This is a genomic window from Fibrobacter sp. UWB2, from assembly GCF_002210425.1.
In the GTDB taxonomy this organism is placed as follows: Bacteria; Fibrobacterota; Fibrobacteria; order Fibrobacterales; family Fibrobacteraceae; genus Fibrobacter; species Fibrobacter elongatus.
In genome coordinates this window covers 599,830-620,635 of the sequence record NZ_MWQK01000002.1, presented here as the reverse complement: position 1 = coordinate 620,635, position 20,806 = coordinate 599,830, and the positions used below count along the sequence as shown (strand labels likewise).

The following is a 20,806-nucleotide window of genomic DNA, read 5'->3' as shown; positions in this document are numbered from 1 at the left end:
TCAATTACATCTGGGCGTAAATGCGCTGCCAGCCTTCTTCCGGAATCTGGGCGCCCATCACCTGGACCACTTCGTTCGAGACGATGCTACCGAGCTTGCCCGAGCGTTCCATATCCCAGCCGTTCATGTAACCATAGAGGAATCCCGATGCCCAGAGGTCACCGGCACCCGTCGTATCAATAGCCTTTGCAGCACCCGCAGATACGCGAGTCACCACGCCATCCTTAGCAATCAAGGCGCCACGCTTGCCAATCTTCACGACCGCAACCTTAGCCTTCTTGGCCAAGACTTCGAGGGCAGCTTCTTCCTTGACGCCTGCATAAGCGTAAGCTTCGTCTTCGTTAGCGATGATGATATCAATCATCTTTTCTTCGAAAAGTTCATCGAACAATTTGCGGCAAGCTTCGACAACGCCGAACGAGCTAAAGTCAAGAGCCGTTTCTACACCGAGGCTGCGAGCCAGAGTAAACGACTTCTTGAAGCATTCACCGTTAAATGCGCGATAACCTTCTGCATAGAGGAGGCCCACACCATCATAGAGAGCCGGAGTAAAGTCATCCGAACCGAGGAAGTCCGAAGCGCCAAGGTAAGTCCACATGGAGCGCTGGGCATCCGGAGTCACGGCAGAGAACACGCAACCCGTAGCGACATCGCTCATTCCGAGCTTCGATTCCACGCCGTTATTCTTCAAGTGTTCCTGGAAAAGCTTGCCGAGTTCATCATCGCCAATCTTCGAAATAAAGGCAGCCTTGCCATGCAAGCGGGAAAGACCGACCATGGTATTGCAAGTAGAGCCGCCCGGCACGCGAATCGGATTTTCGAGTGCACCAAGGAACTTTTCCATCTGCGGCCAGTCGACCATGTTCATGCCGCCCTTCTGGACACCCTGTGCAGCAATCCATTCATCGCTCACGTTTGCCAAAATATCAACAAGGGCAGCGCCCATACCAAGAACTTTCTTCATTAGAATCCTCCGCGACGGCGACGCAACTTGTCACCCGCTTTTAATAAAAAATCACGTTCCGATTCACTCAAGGACTGGAGGCCTTCGCGTTCCACCTTCTTGAGGATTTCGTCCATGCGCTTCTGTTCATTTACGTAGAACACTTCACCTTCGAGAACTTCCGGTTCTTCAACGCTATCGCTATGGGAAGAGCGCGAAGAACGGCCTCGATTATACTTTTCAGGATTGCTGGAGAACAGGCGGAAAATAGCCGAAAGCGGAGAGTTGTAAAGCACCTTCGGTCCGTTCTGGAAAACCGCCATGTAAAGGAAACCGGCCACGACACCGCCCAAGTGGGCAAAGTGTGCAATCATGTCCCCCGAATTTGCAAAGAGAATATCAAGCGCAATCATCACCCACATGGCGTTCTTGATTCGCATCGGGATGACAAAGAACATGAGGATGACACGATCCGGGAAGAACTTGTAGTAAGCGACAAAGACACCCATCAAGGCGCCCGACGCACCGATAATCGGATTGTTCGTGAGTCCGAGCAAGCACATGAAGAAGCTGAACAGCGCCGCAAAGATTCCACAGAAAAAATACATCGAGATAAAATGACGCGACCCCATCCATTCTGCCACTTCGGAACCGAACATCCAGAGCATCAGCATATTGAAGAAGAAATGCATAAAGTCAAAGTGGATGAACATGTACGTCACGTAGCGCCACAGTTCAAGCGGGACTCTCGGCATAAATGCGCCATAATAGCTGATGTAATCCGTGAGGCTCCCGTAACCGGCGCCCAGGTTGATTTCAAGTCCGCGTCCCAGGAATGCGATAATAAAAACAGCGGCATTCGCAAGCAACAGCGTCTGCAACGCCTTGGGCAAATATTTAAATGGCTTCATAATTCTTCCTAAACTCTTTTAAAAGCATGGAGACCATGTTCTTTGGCACATATTTAGAGAGGAGCGATTTCTGTTCGGATGCGCTCTTAGCGGCACCGCACTTGAGGAGTTCACGCACGAGGGTGCTACTCACCACGAGGTGTTCCTGCGCACTGAGCAAAAGCACCGTCTCGACATCGCCATCCCCATAGATAACCTTATTGTTCCAGGCTACAGCCTGTTCGGCATCTAGGTCTGCGGAACTGCGAACGCCACGAACCAGGTAATGCGCCCCGACGGACTTCATAAAATCAACTGTCAAACCGCCATGGACAGCAACCTTCACATTTGAGAATTCAGAGACTGCCGCCTCCACCATCGCCTTGCGCGTCTCGGCGTCAAACAAGTTTTTCTTGCTTGCATTCTGGGCGACAAGCACAACAAGGGTATCAAAGAGGCCTGCGGCACGCTTCACAAGGTCAAAGTGACCTACGGTAAACGGATCAAAGGAACCTGCAAACACCGCCACACGGCGTTCACGGCCTGCCTCCACAATCGATTTCTTCTGTGCTTTTGATTTCCACACCATGTGGTATAATTTACAAAAATCACGCCCTGAAAATAATCAGCGACGACTCGCCATAGCGACGAACTTGCCCCTGAAAATCCTCCCCCTTGGCCCATTCGGGCAACTTGCGGCTCGGAGCCTCAAAAACGGCCACTCCACCAAGGTTAAGCCATTCGATAAACGGGCGCAAGTCCGGGTAATCCATGTCCTTGAACGGCGGATCCGCATAAATCAGGTCAAAACCGCCATCCGCACAGACAATTTCCTTTTTCAAAGTCAAAACGCTCGTTTCCAAAAGCCTGAGTCTGGAATCCATACCGACCGACTTGTACGAGCGTTCAATCATCTTCGCCTGCACACGAGCAAGTTCCACAGCTGTAACGCTTGCGGCCCCACGGCTCAACGCCTCGAGCCCCATAATGCCACTGCCGGCAAAAAGGTCCAGCATGCGGAACCCATCGACGCCTTGCAAAATGTTAAAGAGAGCTTCCCTAGTGCGGGAAGCCGTCGGACGCGTTTTCATAGTATCCGGGGACTCGATGTTGCGCCCCCGCAACGAACCGCCAGTAATACGAATCGGCATACTAACGGAGAACGAACATTTCGACACGCATGTTCGTAATCAAGAACTTCTTGGCGAACTTGAGTTCTGCCTTCGGGATACCCATGCGGATCGGGGAATTTGCAAATGTGTTCAAGAAATTCAGCAAGTCGGCAAAGTCCGCCGTCGACGAAACGTTGTACGCATAGCGCTTAAACACGCCAAAGTCTTCGACAACAGGCTTTTCGAGGCCCTTCAGCTGTACCTTATTCGTAGTCGCAAGAGACTTGAAAGCCTTGACTTCTGCACCAATTTCAGCTGTGGGGACAAAGCCACGCACGGCATCGAGGCGCACCTGCGGAACATTGAACTGGCCAAACGCAGCCACTTCGGTAGCCGCTTCAGAGGCAATCGGCGACTGGAACTGCTTACTCACAGCCTTAAGTCTATCCATGAGAGTATGCTGCGAAGAAGCCTTCATGGCAACACCGCGCAAGTAATAATAGTTCGGAGCCTGGAACACACATTCCGAGAACCCGATATCGTCCGGCACAGCCGTGTTCAAGAAAGAGAGGAACTGCGGAAGCGAAGTCTTCTGGAACGAGAGCTTTTCGAGAGGCAAGTAACTGCCGTAGCCTGTTCGTTTGTTATTAAACAGAGCCTGCGGCTGGATTTCGCCAACGATGTCCTTTACAGGCATGGCGGCACGAGCCTTTGCCAAGGCTTCCTTCTGTTTTGCAATCTCTTCGGCGGTCGGACCGGCAGAGGCCGTCTTAGATGTCGAAGCCGACTTAGCCCCAATCAAGTTGAGGTAAGAGTCCGGGAACACGCCTTCCAACGCCGCCGGAACGCCATTCATGCTCAAATAACCGCTTAAGCCAAGAACTGCAGCCACAACTATAGCGGCAACAGTCAAATACTTTCTCTTATACTGGCGTTCCACATCCGCGACATTCGTGACATGCAGATGCTGCGAAACGCTACCGATGGAGGAATTCTTTTCCGCCACCGCAATAAGGTTCATATGAATCATACACCCTCCATCTGATTGAGCGCAGCACCGACGGCACCGACACAGCAAATCATATCAACGGGGTTCACGCTTTCGTCACTCGGGAGCTGAGAGAACTCGGTCATCAACGAGACCTTGTAGTCGCCCAACTTTCCTAAGAGAATATTCACAAACTCTTCGTTCGAAGCCATTTCACCGCAAAGGCGCACGTCTGTCACACCATTGACGGCGTTTTCGGACTGGACAAGCTTCATCTGTTCAACAATTTCATTGGCGAGAATCGGGTACGCCACATCTTCGGTCTTGCCGACCATCGAAAGCGTCGAGACGCAGCGCAAAGCGAGGAGTTCGTCACGGCGCATCCAGGCAAGCGTCACGCCGGCGAAGTCCGCCTTCACCACGCAAACCGCATCCTTGATTTTTTCGCCAACATCCATCACGTTCATAAGCGAGAGCACATCGACTTCCATCGACTTCGGCGAGAGGATACGGGAACGGAAACCCTTGCGCAGAGCTTCGACCCATTCCTTGCGGACAGCCATGATGAGTTCGTTATACCCCAAGGTATCGTCGCCACTTAACGTAATCGAGTCCACAACGTAGGCGCTCACATCGGCGTTCGAGAAAAGTTCCATATACCACTTGAGGTACTGATCCTTGTTCGCGACAGCCTCCTGCGGCACATAGACCTTGCGGATAATCGACATCGTCGCAGGCATCGTGACAGAAGTCGCCTCGATATCCTTGATCTGGTTCTCGTCCACCCACTGCTGGAGCATGCTTTCAAAAAGGAAAATATCGTAAATGGGGTTGCTCTCCGTCGGGAGAACAGCCGCCTTGACCACCTTCTTTGCAGAAGCGTCCACAAGGGCAACCTTCATGGAAGTATCACCAACTTCAATGCCTAGATATAACTTCGTATCGCTCATAAATATGCTTATGTAAAGTTTTATATCCTAAAACTAATCAAAAATTATCGATTGTAACATTGTTTCAAGCTTTTTCTTTCCAATTCCATGCACTTTTTTGAGGTCAGAAGGCCCCTTGAACGGCCCTGCAGCAGTCCTACGCTCGACAATTTTCTCGGCAAGCTTGGGTCCCACCCCCTTTATGGCGCACAGATCATCGGCGCTCGCCGTATTGATATTTAGCGGAAACGAGACTTTTTTCTTTGCTTTCCGGTGATGTTCGGAGGAATGCTCGGTCGATTTCGGGCCTGGATCCGCAAGGGGTATTACTTTGTCGGTATCGCTAGCCAGGACCGCACTCGTATCCGCAGGAGGAACTCCGTCAGTAATCGCCGGAGATGCATTTGCAACAATAATGGCGTCACCGACTTCGAACGTTTCGATAGACGGGAGTCCCCACGGGAGGTAGCGGACAGTTAAGCCAATGATAAAGAGGATGATTGCGAGTTTGAGAATTCTTTTTTCAGATGCGTTCATTGCCTTTTTTGAGAGGTTCATCAAAACAAGGATATAACAAGCGATCTAGCAAAATATTCTCGACGTGGGCTGCGTCCGCAGGGACGTCCACGGAAATGCTCGGGTAAGCGCTCTGGACAATGCGGATGGGGCGGCGCCCTAAGATTCGCATCTGCTCTAACGAGCGTTCCAGCTCAATCTTGTTCTGCGGGAGCGATGCAAACTCGTCACGGGCTTCGCGGGAGTATGCGTAAATGCCCTGGTGCTGGAACCAGCGGTTCGCTTCTGCAGGCGGCACAGACCTTGTAAAGTCAACCGCCACACCGTCGCGCACGAGCACTTTCACGACAGTCTTGAGTTCAGCTTCTGCAGGGTTCAACGGGCATGCGACCGTCACCCAGCAGTCGGGGTGTTCCGAGAGGTCTTTCGCGACATCGCGGAGCACGGAAGGTTCAACGAGAGGCTCGTCGCCCTGGAGATTCACGACCAGATCAAGGCCGAGCTTTTTAGCGGCCTCCGCCACGCGGTCGGAACCTGTTGCACATTCGCCAGTCATCACGCAATCAAAGCCAGCCGCCGTGACCACAGCCTCGATTTCGGGACTGTCCGTTGCGCAGACAATGCGGTCAAAGCAATCCGCAAGGAGCGCCCGTTCCATAGTACGGACAATCATCTCCTTGCCGTTGAGCTTCAGGAGAGGTTTCCCCGGAAATCTGGACGAGCCCATGCGGGCAGGAACGATGCAGCTGACCTTGTTCAAAGCGAAATGCGTAACGAAATGCGCGAAATTCGGCAAATGCGTCGGGCAAGTGCGCCGACTACATCACCTTCGGGATGGCGAAGTGGTCGTTTTCGACAGCCGGAGCATTTGCAAAAGCCTGATCGAGCGTAAAGCCCTGCACCGGCACGTCTTCGCGGAGGATGGTTGCGCCGTTTTCGACAGCGGTCATCGGTTCCACGTTAGAAAGGTCCAAAGCCTTCAATGCTTCGAGATGGTCGAGCATCTTGTCCAAGTGACCCTTGATTGCCGGAATATCTTCTTCTGCGATGCTCAAGCGAGACAACTTCGCGAGCTTCAAAACTTCTTCACGTTCAAGCATGATTACCTCATTTTTCGAGAAATAAAATAGAATTTTTATAAGAGTTCCTAGTTATGAGTTACTAGTTACTAGATGATTTTTATTAAAAATTCTAATAACCACCAACTATTAACTAGTAACTGCAGCGGAGCCGCTATCCAATCACTTCCAATGCAGCGTATTTGAGGATGATGGTGCGGTTCATGTTCTCGCGGTCGAAGCGCACATCGACACGAGCGTTGTCGCCATTACCATAAGCCTTCATAATCACGCCCGTTCCATACCTGGAATGGCGAACGCGTGCACCCTCGTGGTACGGATTATCGTACTCGATAGTCGGGCCGGACGGAGCAGGAGCCTTTACAACCTTCACCGGATTGCGGTAAACAATGTGCTTATCGTTCTTCTTGATGGACGCCGGAACAGGTGCCGGGCGAGAACCAAACGAAGACCCGCCAAAACCGCTACGGGATCCGCCAAAGCTACTGCCGTGGGAGGCACCGCCAAACGAGCGGTTTCCATAGGAATTGCCCGTGCCCGAATTGCCATAGGACGGACGAGAGCCATAGTTCGACGAGCCGTAAGAACCATAAGAAGGCTTGGAGCGCGTATTGCCGACAAAATCAGGAACAGACGGACGTGTATTCAAGCACGGCGTAAAGTCGACAACGGACGGATCCAATTCCTTTAGGAAGCGCGACGGCGCAAACGGACGGATATTCCCCTGGAAGAATCTGCGTTCCGCATGGTACAGATAAAGTTTCTTTTCGGCACGGGTACAGCCCACATAGAACAAACGGCGTTCTTCTTCCATCTGCTCGTTGATTTCGGCCATCGAGAGCATAGAAGTTCCACGCACAAGCGGGAAGATTTCGTCATCGCAACCCGCCAAATGAACCGTATTGAATTCCAAGCCCTTTGCCATGTGAATCGTCATGAGCGTCACAAGGCCCTTCGACGTATCGACCTTCTTGTCGCCATCCGTCAAAAGCGAAATATCCTGCAAGAACGCATCGAGCGTTGCGCCCGGATGTTCTTCGTCAAATTCACGGATAGCGTTAATCATTTCGTCCAAGTTCGCAATTCGTTCGTCGGCAGTGACTTCGTCTTCCTTGCGCAAGAAGTCCTTATAGCCCGTATCGTTGATGATATGTTCAGCAAGAATCGGAAGCGGATACTCGCCAGAAGTCATCATGTTCTTCCAGTTCGTCACAAGGTCCGTAAAAACCTTAAGCTTCGGAGCGCCGCGCCCCGTGCCGTTCGCCTCGGCCAATAAATTGTCCCAGAACGAACCCTCGCCCGCTTTCACCTTGGCGAGCACGCCTTCGACTGTAGTCTTGCCGATGGCACGCGGCGGAGTGTTAATCACACGCAAGTAAGCGGCATCGTCTTTTTCGTTAGCGAGCACGCGCAAGTAGGCAAGTACATCCTTGATTTCCTTGCGGTCCCAGAATCTTGTACCGCCAAAAATCACCGACGGGATGCGCAAATCGTTGAGCGCCTTTTCAAGCACTCGGGACTGCGCGTTCGTGCGGTAGAAAATTGCCGTCTTGGCATAAAAATCAGGACCCGCCTGAGCCACCGTCTTTGCAATGTTCGATGCTTCGGCACGGTCATCTTCAAAATAGCGCACGTGAATAAGCTCGCCCGCTTCTTCTTTGGAGAACACGTTCTTCTGCATTTCGGCAGGGCGGACGTTATGCGCAATCACAGAACCAGCGCCTTTAACGATGTTCGCGGTCGAGCGGTAATTGCGTTCGAGCTTGACAATCGTCACCGGAGCAAAATCGCGGTGGAAGTTACGGATAATCTTGATGTTTGCGCCACGCCAACCGTAAATACTCTGGTCGTCATCGCCCACCACCGTTACGTTTTTCGTATCCCTGTTGATGAGCAACTTCAAAAGTTCATACTGGACGTCGTTCGTATCCTGGTATTCGTCCACGACAACGTACTGGAAACGCATTCTCAGCTGTTCCGCCAAATTCGGGACCATCTGCAACATGCGAACCGTATTGAACAGCAGGTCGTCGAAGTCCATCGCGTTCGATTCCGCAAGCTTTTTCTGGTAAGCCGCATAATAGCGGGCCTTGCGTTCTTCATCGGCAAATTCAGCGTTCAAAGCCGCCACATCCGGCGTCTGCAAGACAGCCTTGTCATTCTTGTACAAGACCGTATTCTTGAAACGGGAAATCGCGCTATGGACCTTCTTCAGCTCATTTACATCGTAATCATCGCCAAGATCGTCCTTCAAGATTTCCTTGAGGATGCGTTTCTGGTCGTCGTCATCGTAAATGGAAAAGTTTGCATCAAACCACTTGCCGCCAAGCGCCTTGATTACGGATTCTTTCGCCAAGCAGAGCTTCAAAAGCTTAAGGCAAACGGAGTGGAACGTGCCCATCCACGTGAACGGCTTACGGCAATTCAAAAGCTTCTGGATACGGTCCTTCATTTCGCGAGCGGCCTTGTTCGTAAAGGTCACCGCAAGCACGCGATTGGAATCGATATTGTGGTACGAAACCAGATGAGCAATCTTGTAAGTAATGCAACGCGTCTTTCCTGAACCTGCACCGGCCAAAATCAGCATCGGGCCGTTAATTTTCTTCGCGGCAGCGGCCTGTTCCGGGTTCAACTCTTTATCTAAAACACTATCATCAACAACATTGCATTCTACAAAATCGTCCATCTAGCACTCCTAGTCGATATACAGATGTGCAATATAGAAAATAGGTTGTAGGTTTTAGGGGTTAGGCATTAGGAAATAGCCAATGGTTATTGGTCAATGGTCATTAGTTATTAGTTTAGACTCTTACAAAAATAGGAGATCCCCGCTCGGAGGCGGGGATGACAAGATTAAAAACTCGGAGCGACAAGCTTCGAACTATTCGTCGGCTGTGGATGCGCCGATGGCCTGTTCCAACGTGGTCTGGCCCTGGAGCGCCTTGTTGATGCCGTCCATACGGAGCGTAATCATTTCGCAAGACTTGATGGCCTCGCGCTTGATTTCGTCACCGGATGCGCGCTTGATCACGAGGTTACGCACAGCTTCGTTCGGCACGAGGAACTCGTAAATACCGCAACGGCCCTTGAAGCCCGAACCATCGCACTTTTCGCAACCGCGGCCATGGTAGAACTGCATGTCCGGCGAGAGGTGGAGTTCTTCGCGAAGTTCCTGCGAAATTTCAACCGGCTCCTTGCAGTTTTTGCAAATGCGGCGCACAAGACGCTGGGCCAAGACACCCTTAATTGCAGTAGACACAAGGAACGGTTCCAGTCCCATTTCGAGCAAACGAGGGAATGCACCGGCAGCGTCGTTCGTATGGAGCGTACTGAAGACCAAGTGACCCGTCAAAGCAGCTTCGATAGCCATCGTCGAGGTTTCCTGGTCACGCATTTCACCGATCATAATCACGTCCGGGTCCTGACGGAGCAAGGCACGAATGCCCGCCGCAAAGGTAAAGCCTGCGGCATTGTTAATCTGGCCCTGGTTCACACCGTCAATATTCAATTCCACCGGGTCTTCCATCGTCGAGATGTTGATCGTGGAATCCAAAATTTCTCGAATAGAAGCGTAAAGCGTGGTAGACTTACCGGAACCCGTCGGACCGGTAACGAGCACAATGCCGTTCGGGGCATTAATCGCATCGATAAACTGCTTGAGCACGCGGGCGTCAAAGCCCATTTCCCTGAGCGGGAACTGACCCGAATTCGGGTCCAAAATACGCATAACGATCTTTTCGCAGACACCGCGCTTACGCAAAGAAATCGGGAATGAGCTCACACGAAGGTCAACTTCGGATCCCTTGTAACGCACCGTGAAGCGGCCGTCCAACGGCTTACGCTTTTCAGCAATGTCCATCTTGGACAAAAGCTTGATACGCGAAAGAATCTGCGGCATGAGTCGTGCCGGAATCGGAGACATCACCTGCAAGTCACCATCAATACGGTAGCGCAACTTGAGGAACGTCTCTTGCGGTTCAAGGTGAATATCGGAGGCGTGACGGGCAATGGCTTCATGGATCAAGGTCGTCACAATCTTCACGACCTGGCGGCCTTCTTCGTCAGTCAGTTCCGGTTCATCGCTATTGCCATTTCCGCGTTCGACCGTTTCAAGTTCATCCTCTCCAGAACCTCCAATAAGTTCTGCAAGGGATTCTTCGGCCGGGCCGTGCCCCGCAAAAAGGATATCGATAGTCTTCTTGATGTCCTGTTCAGACGCCATGACCACATCGACATTGCGCTTGACCTTAAACTTGATGGAGTCCCTGAGGCGCACGTTTGTCGGGTCCGCCATGGCAACCACGAGAGCCTGGCGAGAGTCCTTCGTCACGTACAGAGGAACAATCTTGTTCGCCTTGCACTGGTCTTCGGCAATGAACTCATAAACCTTTTCATCGAGCTTGATGGCATCAAGCTTTACAAACGGGACTTCGAACTGGCAGCAAAGAATGTCCGTGAGCTTCTTTTCGTCGATAAACTTCAAATCGACAAGCACACGGCCGAGGCGCTTGCCCCCAGACGTCTTCTGTTTTTCAAGAGCTTCGTTCAGCTGGTCTTGCGTGATGAAGCCCTGGTCCAAAAGCATTTCACCAATACGTTTCTTGGTGACACTCTGCATCTGGACACCAAGAATATCCGTCAGCTGTTCCTGCTTGACCATGCCAGCCTTCAAAAGAATCTGGACTAGGGTCACCTTTTTGCCCAACTGAGCCTGATACTTGACTTCGTCTTCGGCGTACTTCAACTGGTCTTCGTTAATCAGGTTAACGCGAACCAGCAACTGCCCTAAACTATTTGAATCTTTCATAGATGCGACCACGCCTGAGCATTCAGGAGCGTCTTAACTCCATCTTGCCTTTTCATATAAACACCACTCCCACGAGATACCAAACCGATATCGTGGATTTCGCCCTTTGGGGGCGCTCCTTCTAAATATATACTTTTTGTAAGATTAGAAGTGAACAGAAGTTCGTATTCTTCGCCACCATTTAGTGCAAATTGGAGGGGTGACAGGCCAAAATACCTGCACATTTCCAAAACATCGGGGTCAATCGGCAGTTTTTGCTCGTCAATTTCGATGGAAACATCCGACGAAAGCGCAAGGTGGTTCAATTCGGAACTAAGGCCATCGCTAATGTCCATGCAGGCGCCACGCACCCCCTGCTTGACCAGTTGGGCCCCCGCATCCTCGCAAATTTTGGGTGCCAGGTGGTATTCGACAAGCCTCGGGAAGCGTTTTGATTCTTCGGGATGGTTCATCAAAATCCAGAGGCCGGCGTCAGATTTGCCGAGAGTTCCCGCCACAAAAACGTGGTCTCCCGGTTTTGCGGCGCTACGGAGGAGCGAAATTTCTCCATCGGTCGTGCCGAGGAGAGTTGTCGAAAACATCCCGACATCGCCAGAGACCGTATCTCCGCCAATCAACGTAATTCCTCTTCTCTCAAAGCCTTGCGCAACCGCTTTTGCAATTCTGTTTCGAGTTTCTTCGCTCCATTTTTTGTTTACGCAAAGTCCGAACAGCGCAATCTTGGGCCGACCGCCCATGGAAGACACATCCGAAACGTTGGACACAATATGCTTCTCGACCGCCTGTTCCGGACTCGACCAGTCCAGGCGAAAGTGTGTGTTCTCGACCGAGAGGTCCTTGGTCGCAAGCCAGCCGTCAAAGATGGCGCAGTCATCCCCGACGTTCAGCCAGCTGCGGTGTGCCGGCGGTTCGTTCTTCAAGGGGTGGGCCCCTTCCAAAATTTTGCTGACGAACCTAAATTCGCCAAGGTCTGGGAAATTCATATTTTTCTAGGGTAATTCAATTTTTTCTGCCAATAATTTAACAATAAACTTTCTATACTTTAGGCGTGGGACACATATTTTTTATAACGCCATCATCGCCAGGCAGCCTCGACAAGCTGAACCAGTGGACCTTCCGCTGGCTTTTAGAACATGGTAACATGGCGGAAGATTCCACCCTCTATACTTGCAATTCCATCGAAAGCGCCCAGAGCCTTTTGGAATCGGCACTCATCATCGGCCAGTCGCCATCGCTCATCATCTTTGACCATGCCGACCACGCGACCGAGAAGAACCTCGCCTTCAGCAAGGAACTCCACAACGGCATTCCCGAATCGTGGATTATCGAAATCATTCCGGACGACATGCCTCTCCCCGAAGATTCAAGGGACGACAGCACGTTCTGGATCAGGCGCCCCATCAACGAAGAAGAATGGTACGCCACGCTCGAAAATGTGCTACACAAGAACTGCAGCCCGCAGTGGGCCAAGTGGACTCAGCACAAGAGCTTTAGAGGAATTTAAAACAGAGGTTTTCAACCGTGATTAAAGGCGTTAGCTACTTTGGTGTGCGCTCTCCGAAGCTCGCACGCATGGACCTTGTACAGATAAAAGAAGCAGGATACAACGCAGTGCTCCACACGTGGAGCGAAGAAGACCTGCAATACTATTACGACACCATGAAGCAGATTGTGAACGAGTCCGCCGCCATGGGACTTTCCGTTTACGTGAACCCATGGGGTGTCGGTCGCGTATTTGGCGGTGAAGCGTATTCGGAACTCACCGCCAGGAATCACGACATGTGCCAGGTCGCCATAGACGGAAAGCCGAAGGTCGCCGCCTGCCCGAACCACCCAGAGTTCCGCGCCTACATGCACAAGTGGATTGCGACTGTCTGCGACACAAACGTCTCTACGATTTTCTGGGACGAGCCACACTTTTATTTTGAAAAGGGTGGGCTTAGCAACTGGAGCTGCCGCTGCGAAAAATGCCGCGCAAAGTTCCGTACAAAGTTTGGTTACGAGATGCCCGCCGAACTTACAGACGACGTAAAGCAGTTCCGCGAAGAAAGCCTCATTGATTTCTTGGACGAGATGACTCAAGATGTTAAAGCGCGCGGCAAACGCAACTGCGTTTGCATGCTCCCGCCGTGGTTCCCGGCGGGGCTCGACGACTGGGGTCGTGTCGCGCGCCTCGATGCCGTCGATGAAATTGCAAGCGACCCGTACTGGGAGCGCGGAGCAAGTGAAGAATGGGTCCGCGAAAAGTACCGCGAAACAGCAAACAAGCTCGTCGAAGTCGCAAACCGCTACGGGAAATCCGTACAGATGTGGGTCAAGGCGTACCAAATTGAAGCGGGCCGCGAAAATGACCTCGCCATCGCTGTCGCTGAAAGCCGTGCTGCAGGCATCAAGAACATTTTCGCCTGGAGCTACCGCGGTACCGAAACGTTAAGTTGGCTTAAAAGCGATAACCCGGACGAGGTCGCCCAGGTCTTTAGAAAAGCCATTCTTTAGAATCGCAAAAATTACTTCATCACGCGGATGGCCGCGGAACTGTTACGGGACTTCACGAGGTACGTGCCGTTCTGCTTCACGAGTGCGCGGACTTTCTGCGAGACATCCTGAGCAGTTGCTGCTTCGACACGGCCGACATGCGCCCCGAGCAAATCAAACACATCATAAGTTTGCGGACCCGATGACGCAACAAATTTCGGTTGAATGGCAAGCCTCGGATCGTAAACATTAATCCAGTCAATGTTCACGTAGTTGCCTGTAATCAAAAGCTTCAGCACGTGCTCGCCCTCAGTAAATTCAACCTCGCCCAATTCCAACACGTCATAACTATTCCAATCCTCGCCTGTTTTTGGAACCTTCGTAGACGGAACTATTTCCTTATCATCCAAGAGCAAGCTGAAGCTAGACGATTCTGTACCTGAAGCCACAAATGCGCAAATACCGTACTTGCGCGTTTCAGTCACGTTCACGGTGTATTCCAGCCATTCACCTTCTTGCGTGTAGCCAATAGCATAATTGTTACCGCCCTCATAAATATCAACGCCATCCTTGCGGTACACACCGCCCCTGTTTTCGGAATCATTATCCGCATAAGAGGAATTGCCTGTGCCGACGCCATTGATGTCATAGTTTTCAGCCTCGATCCTGCCCGGGATTTCCGCCGGTTCGCCTGCGACAACACTATCGCCCACCACTTTGCCAAACGGCTTCTGCGGAACAGGTTCCACGGGCTTGCGGTTCACAGCTTTGAGCATCTGCGCCGCATAGCGTTTGCCGAATTCCACATAGGCATCGTGATTGAAATGGTAGCGGTCCACGCCATTGCCCTTCAAGTTCTCGGACGAGGCGTAATAGGTGTTGTCCATCGTGTTCGGGAGTTTCGACACGCGGTCGGAATAGCAGCAGCCTTCACGCAAGAGCTCGCCCGCCACGAACGGCACCGTATCGGAGCTCAAGTTGAGCGCCTTGAGAATATCGTCGCGAGTTTTCTTCACAATTTTCGGCCAGTCCGAGTAGCCGCCATCCGTTTCGCCCTGGTGGAAGATGATGCCCTTGATAACGCCCTTTTCCTGCGCCTTTTTTGCGATGTCGATAATCGTCTTCGTCACGTTGCCATCGCTCGCGTATTCCTTCGCGTAATTCTGGAGCCAGGTTTCTGCGGTCGAGAGGTAGCTCTTGTACTGGTCCTGGTCGAAGAGTTTGATACTCGCACCGCCTACCGCGACCGGAATAATCGCAACCGTCACATCGGGCATGCTGTCGGCCATCGTGCGCCCAAACCAGTCAGCAATCGAAATCGTATTGCCGCAGTTAAAAAGCGATGGCACCGCCGGGTAAACATCGCCAAGCGTGTTACGACCCTTGCCCGAGCATTTTTGAGTCGCAAAAATCTTGAAGCGCGAATTTTCGACCTTGTCCGCACTCTGCGCATCTGCCGTGCCGCCCATGTTGGACTGGCCATACGCAATGTAGATGTGGAAATTCGGGTCCGGAGCCGCCTCGGAAGAAGCCGCACCAAACAGCACAAAGCCCGCAGCAACACACACCGCGGACGCAAAACCAGAAACCTTATTAAACATTCCCATATATCCCTTTGGGTTAAACAACAATTATAAATTATACAGAAAAGAGGCTAAGCGCGCGACTGCCCCCAGAAAAACTATAGACAGTTTGTCTATGCGACTTCGCCGCAGTACAACAAAAGCCCCGTCGCTTGGACGAGGCTTTTGAAAAATCACTGGATCCCATCGCGCTACGCGCTCCAGGATGACAATGTCTTACTTTGCGCGTTCGAGGTAAGAACCGTCGCGGGTATCCACACGGATCTTGGTGTTGTTTTCGATGAAGAGCGGAATCATCACCTTAGCGCCAGTTTCGAGAGTAGCTTCACGCATCACGTTACCGCTGGTGTTGCCCTGAACTGCCGGAGGAGCGTCAACGATCATCAAGTCAACGAAGGTCGGCGGGATAACTTCGATCGGAAGCGTTGCCTGAGTCTTCGGGTCCTTCCACCAAGTGACTTCGACAGTAGCGCCATCAAGGAGCCAAACTTCGCAGCCATTGAGAGCTTCCTTGGAGATTTCTTCAGTTTCCTGAGTTTCGCTGTTGAGGAAGTACCAAGTAGAACCGTCGTTGTAAAGGTATGTCATTTCGGTGTAGGTCACATCAGCTTCTTCCACCGTATCACCGCTCTTCCAGGTGCGTTCGAGAGTACGGCCAGTCACCAAGTTCTTGATACGAACGCGGTTGAAAGCCTGACCCTTACCCGGCTTCACAAACTGGTTTTCGATGATTTCGTACGGCTGACCATCAACCATGATTTTCAATTTTTTACGGAATTCGTTGGTGCTTACAGTACCCATATTATCCTCTTTTGGTTTTTGATTCTAAATTTAGCAATATAATGGAAAAATCTGTTAAAGTTTTCACGCATATTCCTGAATTTTTAGACTATTTGGGCAAAGATTTTAGCGGTTTGACAAGAGATTTGCTTGCGGACCTCGACCTTAAACCTTCATTTGCCTTTTACTGTTCCAAGCACTATGCCGACTTGATCAAAAAATCCAGCGAGCCCGTCAAACTGCTACGCGAGGTTCTACCTTCGAAAGACGAGCTCAAGGACGCACCCGGGTTCGTCGACGACCCCGTCGGGGACCTCCCCGCCGGCAAGTCCGAATGCATTCTGCAAAAGTACGACAACCGCGCCCTCATCGTTTCGACTTCGGCATGCGGTGTGCGTTGTAGATTTTGCTTCAGGCGCAACTACCCCTTCCAGGACACGCAGAACATCGCAAGCGAAGTATCGAACTGGCTCGACGTCCACACGAACATCTGGGAAATCATCCTTTCGGGCGGCGATCCGCTGACCCTCGGCCCGGGCGCATTCCGCGACCTCATCGAAGCGATTGCGTTCCACCCCTCCGTTACGACGCTCCGCATCCACACGAGACTCCCCGTGATGCGCCCCGACCTCGTGATGCAACATTTCGAACTCTTGCGTGAACTGCCGGCCCGCTTCAACTGCGTCCTCGTCGCCCATGTGGACCACGAGGACGAACTCGACGAAGAATCCGCCACCGTCTTTGCACAACTCAAGTTCAGTGGTTGGACGCTCTTGAACCAAAGCGTCATGCTGAAGGGCGTGAACGACGATGCCGAAACGCTCGAGCGCCTAAGCCGAAAGCTTTTTGAACAAGGCGTCCTCCCCTACTACCTGCACCAGCTCGACCACGCAAAAGGCGTCGCGCATTTTGAAATCAGCGATGAACGAGCCAAGGAGCTTATCGCGCAAATCCGCACCAAGCTCCCCGGCTACCTCGTGCCGAAACTCGTCCGCGAGATTGCCGGCGAAAAAAGCAAAACGCCGATTTAAAACCAGTAGCCTACGCCAAGCTGGATTTTGTTGAACAGGTAATACGAACCGACCATGTTTTCGTCGATATATTCGAATTCCTTTTCGACAACTTCGATTCCAGTCGTATTGTCCGTACGGCTACTCCCTCCAGAAATAGTGTAGCTGCCGCAAGTTTTATCAACCGTCACGACATCGGTCAATTGATACGACAAGTGTACATCGACAAAGAGACCAAACGAAAATTCGTGTCCAAAACCTACAGATAGGCCAGCTCCGAAAAAGCGGTCATCGTGGCATTTGTCTTGCCGATGTTCTTTCGGGATATAGAATTCACTTTTTCGCATAAGCAAAAAGTCAAAAACCGGCCCTGCCTCGAAATAAAATATTTTTGGAATTTGAAACTGCGCTAGTACGGGGATTTCTACATAAAGCAGATAGTCTTTATTCTTCCCTTCCCAAGAACTGTTTCCGCCACAATCGCAACTGCTTACACCCATTTGCTGATCGTCCGAAACAAAATAGCGGTAGTCCAACCCGATGGAAGGATGCAGCGCAAAACGAGTCGAAAACGGGTACAGCGCATCAAACGAAAGAGTTGCGCCAGAACCGACGCCATCCGCATAAACGCCCCATGGAGCATCGGTAATTTCGTTAACTTTACTCAGGCTCAAGTGAGTTCCAAATTGCAAAGGCTTATCAGCCGCAGCAATCGATTCAGCTACGCCGACCAGCGACAGGACAAGCGCGGCAACCCGCATCATTTTTCCAAACAACATATTCTCCTCCTAACACAACTATAGCAAATTTATTCAAGACCGACAATATCCTTGATGCATTGTTCAAACTCAGAACGATTGTCCTTTTTATATTGCAGAGCATCTGATTTCGAATCATTTCTAGAAGACTGTAGATAAGCAGAATTTTCTTCACGGCATAATTCGGGTGGAACATCATTCTTCTTGCTATAATTGCCAACGCAAGCTATTCCATTAGACGAAAGAGTTACTGCCACGGTATCGCTATAACGAACAAAATCCACTTTCAAGTCAAATGTGCGACCTTCATGTGTAAACTTCATACTCTTTTTCGTTTTTTCTTGAACCGTAATTCCATATTTTTCGGGACTAAAGTCAGACCTTGAATAAAAAACATCTTCAATCATAATGGAGTGTTTACCGTTCAAGAAACCGAATATATCCCCCACAAAATTCGTGTTCATATAATCATAGTTTGGCACATCACCAACACGATGTTCTAAGTAGTCTCCATCAAGCTTAAAAAACTTTTCGTAAGCATCATTGCCGCAGCCATAGACACTATCGACATAGAGGCACGGAAAAGTACGCCAAGTGCCATCCAACACACCAGAAGTTCCGCCAACCCATTGTACAGTAACAAGCTCTTTTGCTATTTCATCCTCATCAATGTACGAAAGTTGCAAAGTATCATTACGGAAGTTATAAGCAAAACGATCAACATCTTCAAAATAATAGTCCGCATCATAGTAAAGCTTTCCATCTTTTCTAAAGCATCCCCCAGAAATTCCAAGTACAAATGTTACAGAATCTTTGGATTCATCAACAATAGCTTTGCCCACTCTATTCAAACGAGCTGATTCAAAAGCAGTCTGCACATCATTATTGCCAGACTTATCACTCAAAGAAGCATTCGTTTTGCGATTAACAAGGGTTTTCACGCAACTAGCAAATTCCTCACTATTGTCTTTACGGTAGCCCAAGCTCCCTTTGCCATTTTCATAAAGGTAATCTGCATTTTCTTCGCGGCAAATTTCAGAAGAAACATCATCACGTTCACTCAAATAAGCTGAACAAGACAGCCCTTCAGAGGACAAAGTTACAGAAGCTGAATCAGATACTTGAACATAATCTACATTCAATTCATATTGGTGTTCTTTATAAACAAATTTCATATTTTTATTTGTTCTTTCTTGAACTGTAAATCCATTACCTGAAAGATCATTATCCATACTCATCACTTGACCGCGCAAATCAAAATCTATACGATTTTCATGTCCCGTCATAAATAGCGCAAGATTAAGAACAAAGCTAGAATTCATATAATCATACGTTTTATTTTCAGAAACGCGGGTTTCCACACTTCCATTATTGAATTGGATAAATAAATTTTCCATTTCATTAGGACAACTATGTTCATCACCAAATGAGGTACATGGCAAATACATCCATACTCCATTCAAATCACCGGGATTACCACCAATAAGATAAAAGTTTAAGTCGTATAGCGAGCCCTTTTCATGATTGATGAAACCATAGGACATGACGAGCGTATCACCATGGAAACTATAAGCATAAGTCCTTGAATTGGCAAAATAGAAATCGGAGTTATAGGCATAAACGCCATTATCATTTTTCAGGCAGCCGCCAAAAGTTTCATAAACAATCGTTAAAGAATCCTGAGATTCATCAACTATAACCTTGCCCAATCGCGACACGCGTGCAGAAGCAAAAGCAGCCTGCACATCAATGAGTCCGCCATTATCATTCGAAGATGTATTCGTATCTTCGGTAAAACCGGAACACCCCGCAAGTAGCGATCCCCCCGAAAGAACCGTTACGCAAGCAAGGCTCATGGCAAATAAATTTTGCATCAAATTAATCTTTTTCATTTTTTTCTCCAACTTGTTTGCTCAATGGAAAGAGCTGTAAATTCATTCGATAAACGCGATCGTAACTTTTCACGTTTGATAAAATTTCCACTACTTTTTTGCGGAATACATCAAGTTCTGCGGCTAGGCGCTCATACGCTTCTCGGTCAAGCCCCATCGTCATGCCCGAAATGTGGCGGTATTCTCGCGTGTAGCGTTCTAGGGATTCAACCGCCAAATGCGCATATTGCTTTTGCATGTTGACGACCGTCGCGGAGATTACTTCACGAGAGCTCGAAACACCTTCGCTTGTTTGCACGTAATTTCCGCATTCATCTTTTTTCAAGAGCCCAAGCGATTCCTGAAGTTCCAATGATTCACGAGCTTCGGCAGCAGAAATGGCAGGCACAAGAGCATGTCCCATTTCAAGAGGCGTTGCGCCCTTCATAATCGGGGCTAGTTCCCTGAGTGCCGGGTTTGCCCACGACGAAAAATATTCAAACGACTTTGCCTCTAAAAAATCAATCTTGTTTTCTTGCGCAATTTTCATCATCCGTTCAAAAGCGACTTGACGGACTTCAGAGCGAGCGGAATCGCAAAATTCAACCAACGCACGGAAATAATCAGCCTGCGCGCCAGACAAGTTCATTGCAGGCAAGACTTTTTCAACCGCAACTTTTGAAAGTCGCGTTTTGCCATCGCAAACAAGTTTCAAAAATCCCGACGAAGAGAAACCAGCAAGTTTCGCAAACTCGCGCCACGTAAATGCGGAACACCTTTTACGGTTCTCGTAAAAGTCTCGCATGTATTCGCGGTAATCTCTATATTCAAAAACGGATTTCATTTTTCACAACCTTTACACCAATAAAGATAAATCACACCACCACAAAATTCAATATTAATGAAACAAATTCTATTAATTTTCTCTATTTTTAGTAATTTTTGTTTAAAATTTAAAATTTTTATTTAAGCATATAAAACAATTTGTTTCATATAAGAGATGCCCGCTCGATGGCGGGCGTGACAAATCAATTCAAGACTTCACTAGAGTCGAGAAAGACGGTT

The 20,806-nt window shown here is 49.9% G+C and carries 20 protein-coding genes; 3 read left to right on the top strand and 17 right to left on the bottom strand.

Going from position 1 to position 20,806, the window contains the following annotated elements:
- Positions 1–4: 4 nt before the first annotated feature.
- From B7982_RS06015 to thiL, 12 genes are all read right to left on the bottom strand, one after another.
- The gene (locus B7982_RS06015) at positions 5–964 is read right to left on the bottom strand and encodes an adenosine kinase (protein WP_088659962.1); all 960 of its coding nucleotides are present in this window, start codon (positions 962–964) and stop codon (positions 5–7) included.
- Positions 964–1,854, bottom strand: a complete 891-nt coding sequence (locus B7982_RS06010; RefSeq protein WP_088659961.1) for a rhomboid family intramembrane serine protease — start codon at positions 1,852–1,854, stop codon at positions 964–966. The genes B7982_RS06015 and B7982_RS06010 overlap by 1 nt, the downstream gene beginning before the upstream one ends.
- Positions 1,841–2,422, bottom strand: a complete 582-nt coding sequence (coaD, locus tag B7982_RS06005; protein ID WP_088659960.1) for a pantetheine-phosphate adenylyltransferase — start codon at positions 2,420–2,422, stop codon at positions 1,841–1,843. The genes B7982_RS06010 and coaD overlap by 14 nt, the downstream gene beginning before the upstream one ends.
- A 19-nt stretch (positions 2,423–2,441) precedes the next feature.
- Positions 2,442–2,984, bottom strand: coding sequence for a 16S rRNA (guanine(966)-N(2))-methyltransferase RsmD (gene rsmD, locus B7982_RS06000; protein ID WP_088659959.1), 543 nt, complete (start codon positions 2,982–2,984; stop codon positions 2,442–2,444).
- Position 2,985: 1 nt separating this feature from the next.
- Positions 2,986–3,975, bottom strand: a complete 990-nt coding sequence (locus B7982_RS05995; RefSeq protein WP_088659958.1) for a hypothetical protein — start codon at positions 3,973–3,975, stop codon at positions 2,986–2,988.
- Positions 3,972–4,883 carry a hypothetical protein gene (locus tag B7982_RS05990; protein WP_088659957.1) on the bottom strand — a complete coding sequence of 304 codons (912 nt, stop codon included), beginning with the start codon at positions 4,881–4,883 and terminating at the stop codon, positions 3,972–3,974. Before B7982_RS05990 ends, B7982_RS05995 begins: the two co-directional genes overlap by 4 nt.
- 33 nt (positions 4,884–4,916) lie before the next feature.
- Positions 4,917–5,399, bottom strand: a complete 483-nt coding sequence (locus B7982_RS05985) for a helix-hairpin-helix domain-containing protein (protein WP_233138392.1) — start codon at positions 5,397–5,399, stop codon at positions 4,917–4,919.
- Positions 5,386–6,138 (bottom strand): 3-deoxy-manno-octulosonate cytidylyltransferase, encoded by a 753-nt coding sequence (locus tag B7982_RS05980; protein WP_088660020.1) that lies wholly within the window; start codon positions 6,136–6,138, stop codon positions 5,386–5,388. Before B7982_RS05980 ends, B7982_RS05985 begins: the two co-directional genes overlap by 14 nt.
- A 58-nt stretch (positions 6,139–6,196) precedes the next feature.
- Positions 6,197–6,478, bottom strand: coding sequence for an Asp-tRNA(Asn)/Glu-tRNA(Gln) amidotransferase subunit GatC (gene gatC / locus B7982_RS05975; RefSeq protein WP_015732335.1), 282 nt, complete (start codon positions 6,476–6,478; stop codon positions 6,197–6,199).
- 133 nt (positions 6,479–6,611) lie between these two features.
- Positions 6,612–9,143, bottom strand: coding sequence for an ATP-dependent helicase (locus B7982_RS05970; RefSeq protein ID WP_088659956.1), 2,532 nt, complete (start codon positions 9,141–9,143; stop codon positions 6,612–6,614).
- A 195-nt stretch (positions 9,144–9,338) separates the two neighbouring features.
- Positions 9,339–11,264, bottom strand: coding sequence for a GspE/PulE family protein (locus B7982_RS05965; protein ID WP_233138391.1), 1,926 nt, complete (start codon positions 11,262–11,264; stop codon positions 9,339–9,341).
- Entirely contained in the window at positions 11,261–12,247 is a 987-nt protein-coding gene (gene thiL / locus B7982_RS05960; RefSeq protein ID WP_088659955.1) for a thiamine-phosphate kinase, read from the bottom strand. The genes B7982_RS05965 and thiL overlap by 4 nt, the downstream gene beginning before the upstream one ends.
- A 65-nt stretch (positions 12,248–12,312) precedes the next feature.
- Here thiL and B7982_RS05955 point away from each other — a divergent pair, with 65 nt between their 5' ends.
- Both B7982_RS05955 and B7982_RS05950 read left to right on the top strand, forming a co-directional pair.
- Complete coding sequence (locus B7982_RS05955) at positions 12,313–12,768, top strand: hypothetical protein (protein WP_144065927.1); 456 nt, start codon at positions 12,313–12,315, stop codon at positions 12,766–12,768.
- A 17-nt stretch (positions 12,769–12,785) separates the two neighbouring features.
- Positions 12,786–13,760 carry a hypothetical protein gene (locus tag B7982_RS05950; RefSeq protein ID WP_088659953.1) on the top strand — a complete coding sequence of 325 codons (975 nt, stop codon included), beginning with the start codon at positions 12,786–12,788 and terminating at the stop codon, positions 13,758–13,760.
- Between the two features lie 11 nt (positions 13,761–13,771).
- On the opposite strand, the gene B7982_RS05945 is transcribed toward B7982_RS05950, so the two are convergent.
- Together B7982_RS05945 and efp are read right to left on the bottom strand one after the other, a co-directional pair.
- Positions 13,772–15,346: a sialate O-acetylesterase gene (locus B7982_RS05945; RefSeq protein WP_088659952.1), complete on the bottom strand. Its 1,575-nt coding sequence runs from the start codon at positions 15,344–15,346 to the stop codon at positions 13,772–13,774.
- Positions 15,347–15,538: 192 nt separating this feature from the next.
- Positions 15,539–16,123 carry an elongation factor P gene (gene efp / locus B7982_RS05940; RefSeq protein ID WP_014547140.1) on the bottom strand — a complete coding sequence of 195 codons (585 nt, stop codon included), beginning with the start codon at positions 16,121–16,123 and terminating at the stop codon, positions 15,539–15,541.
- A gap of 41 nt (positions 16,124–16,164) precedes the next feature.
- Here efp and B7982_RS05935 point away from each other — a divergent pair, with 41 nt between their 5' ends.
- The gene (locus B7982_RS05935) at positions 16,165–17,133 is read left to right on the top strand and encodes a KamA family radical SAM protein (RefSeq protein ID WP_088659951.1); all 969 of its coding nucleotides are present in this window, start codon (positions 16,165–16,167) and stop codon (positions 17,131–17,133) included.
- On the opposite strand, the gene B7982_RS05930 is transcribed toward B7982_RS05935, so the two are convergent.
- From B7982_RS05930 to B7982_RS05920, 3 genes are read right to left on the bottom strand one after another with little or no spacing between them, the layout of a single operon-like run.
- Positions 17,130–17,891, bottom strand: coding sequence for an outer membrane beta-barrel protein (locus B7982_RS05930; protein ID WP_088659950.1), 762 nt, complete (start codon positions 17,889–17,891; stop codon positions 17,130–17,132). The genes B7982_RS05935 and B7982_RS05930 overlap by 4 nt on opposite strands.
- Positions 17,892–17,920: 29 nt before the next feature.
- A complete protein-coding gene (locus tag B7982_RS05925) occupies positions 17,921–19,762 on the bottom strand; it encodes a hypothetical protein (protein ID WP_088659949.1) in 1,842 nt (613 codons plus the stop codon).
- Positions 19,749–20,585, bottom strand: a complete 837-nt coding sequence (locus B7982_RS05920) for a TIGR02147 family protein (RefSeq protein ID WP_088659948.1) — start codon at positions 20,583–20,585, stop codon at positions 19,749–19,751. Before B7982_RS05920 ends, B7982_RS05925 begins: the two co-directional genes overlap by 14 nt.
- Positions 20,586–20,806 lie beyond the last annotated feature (221 nt).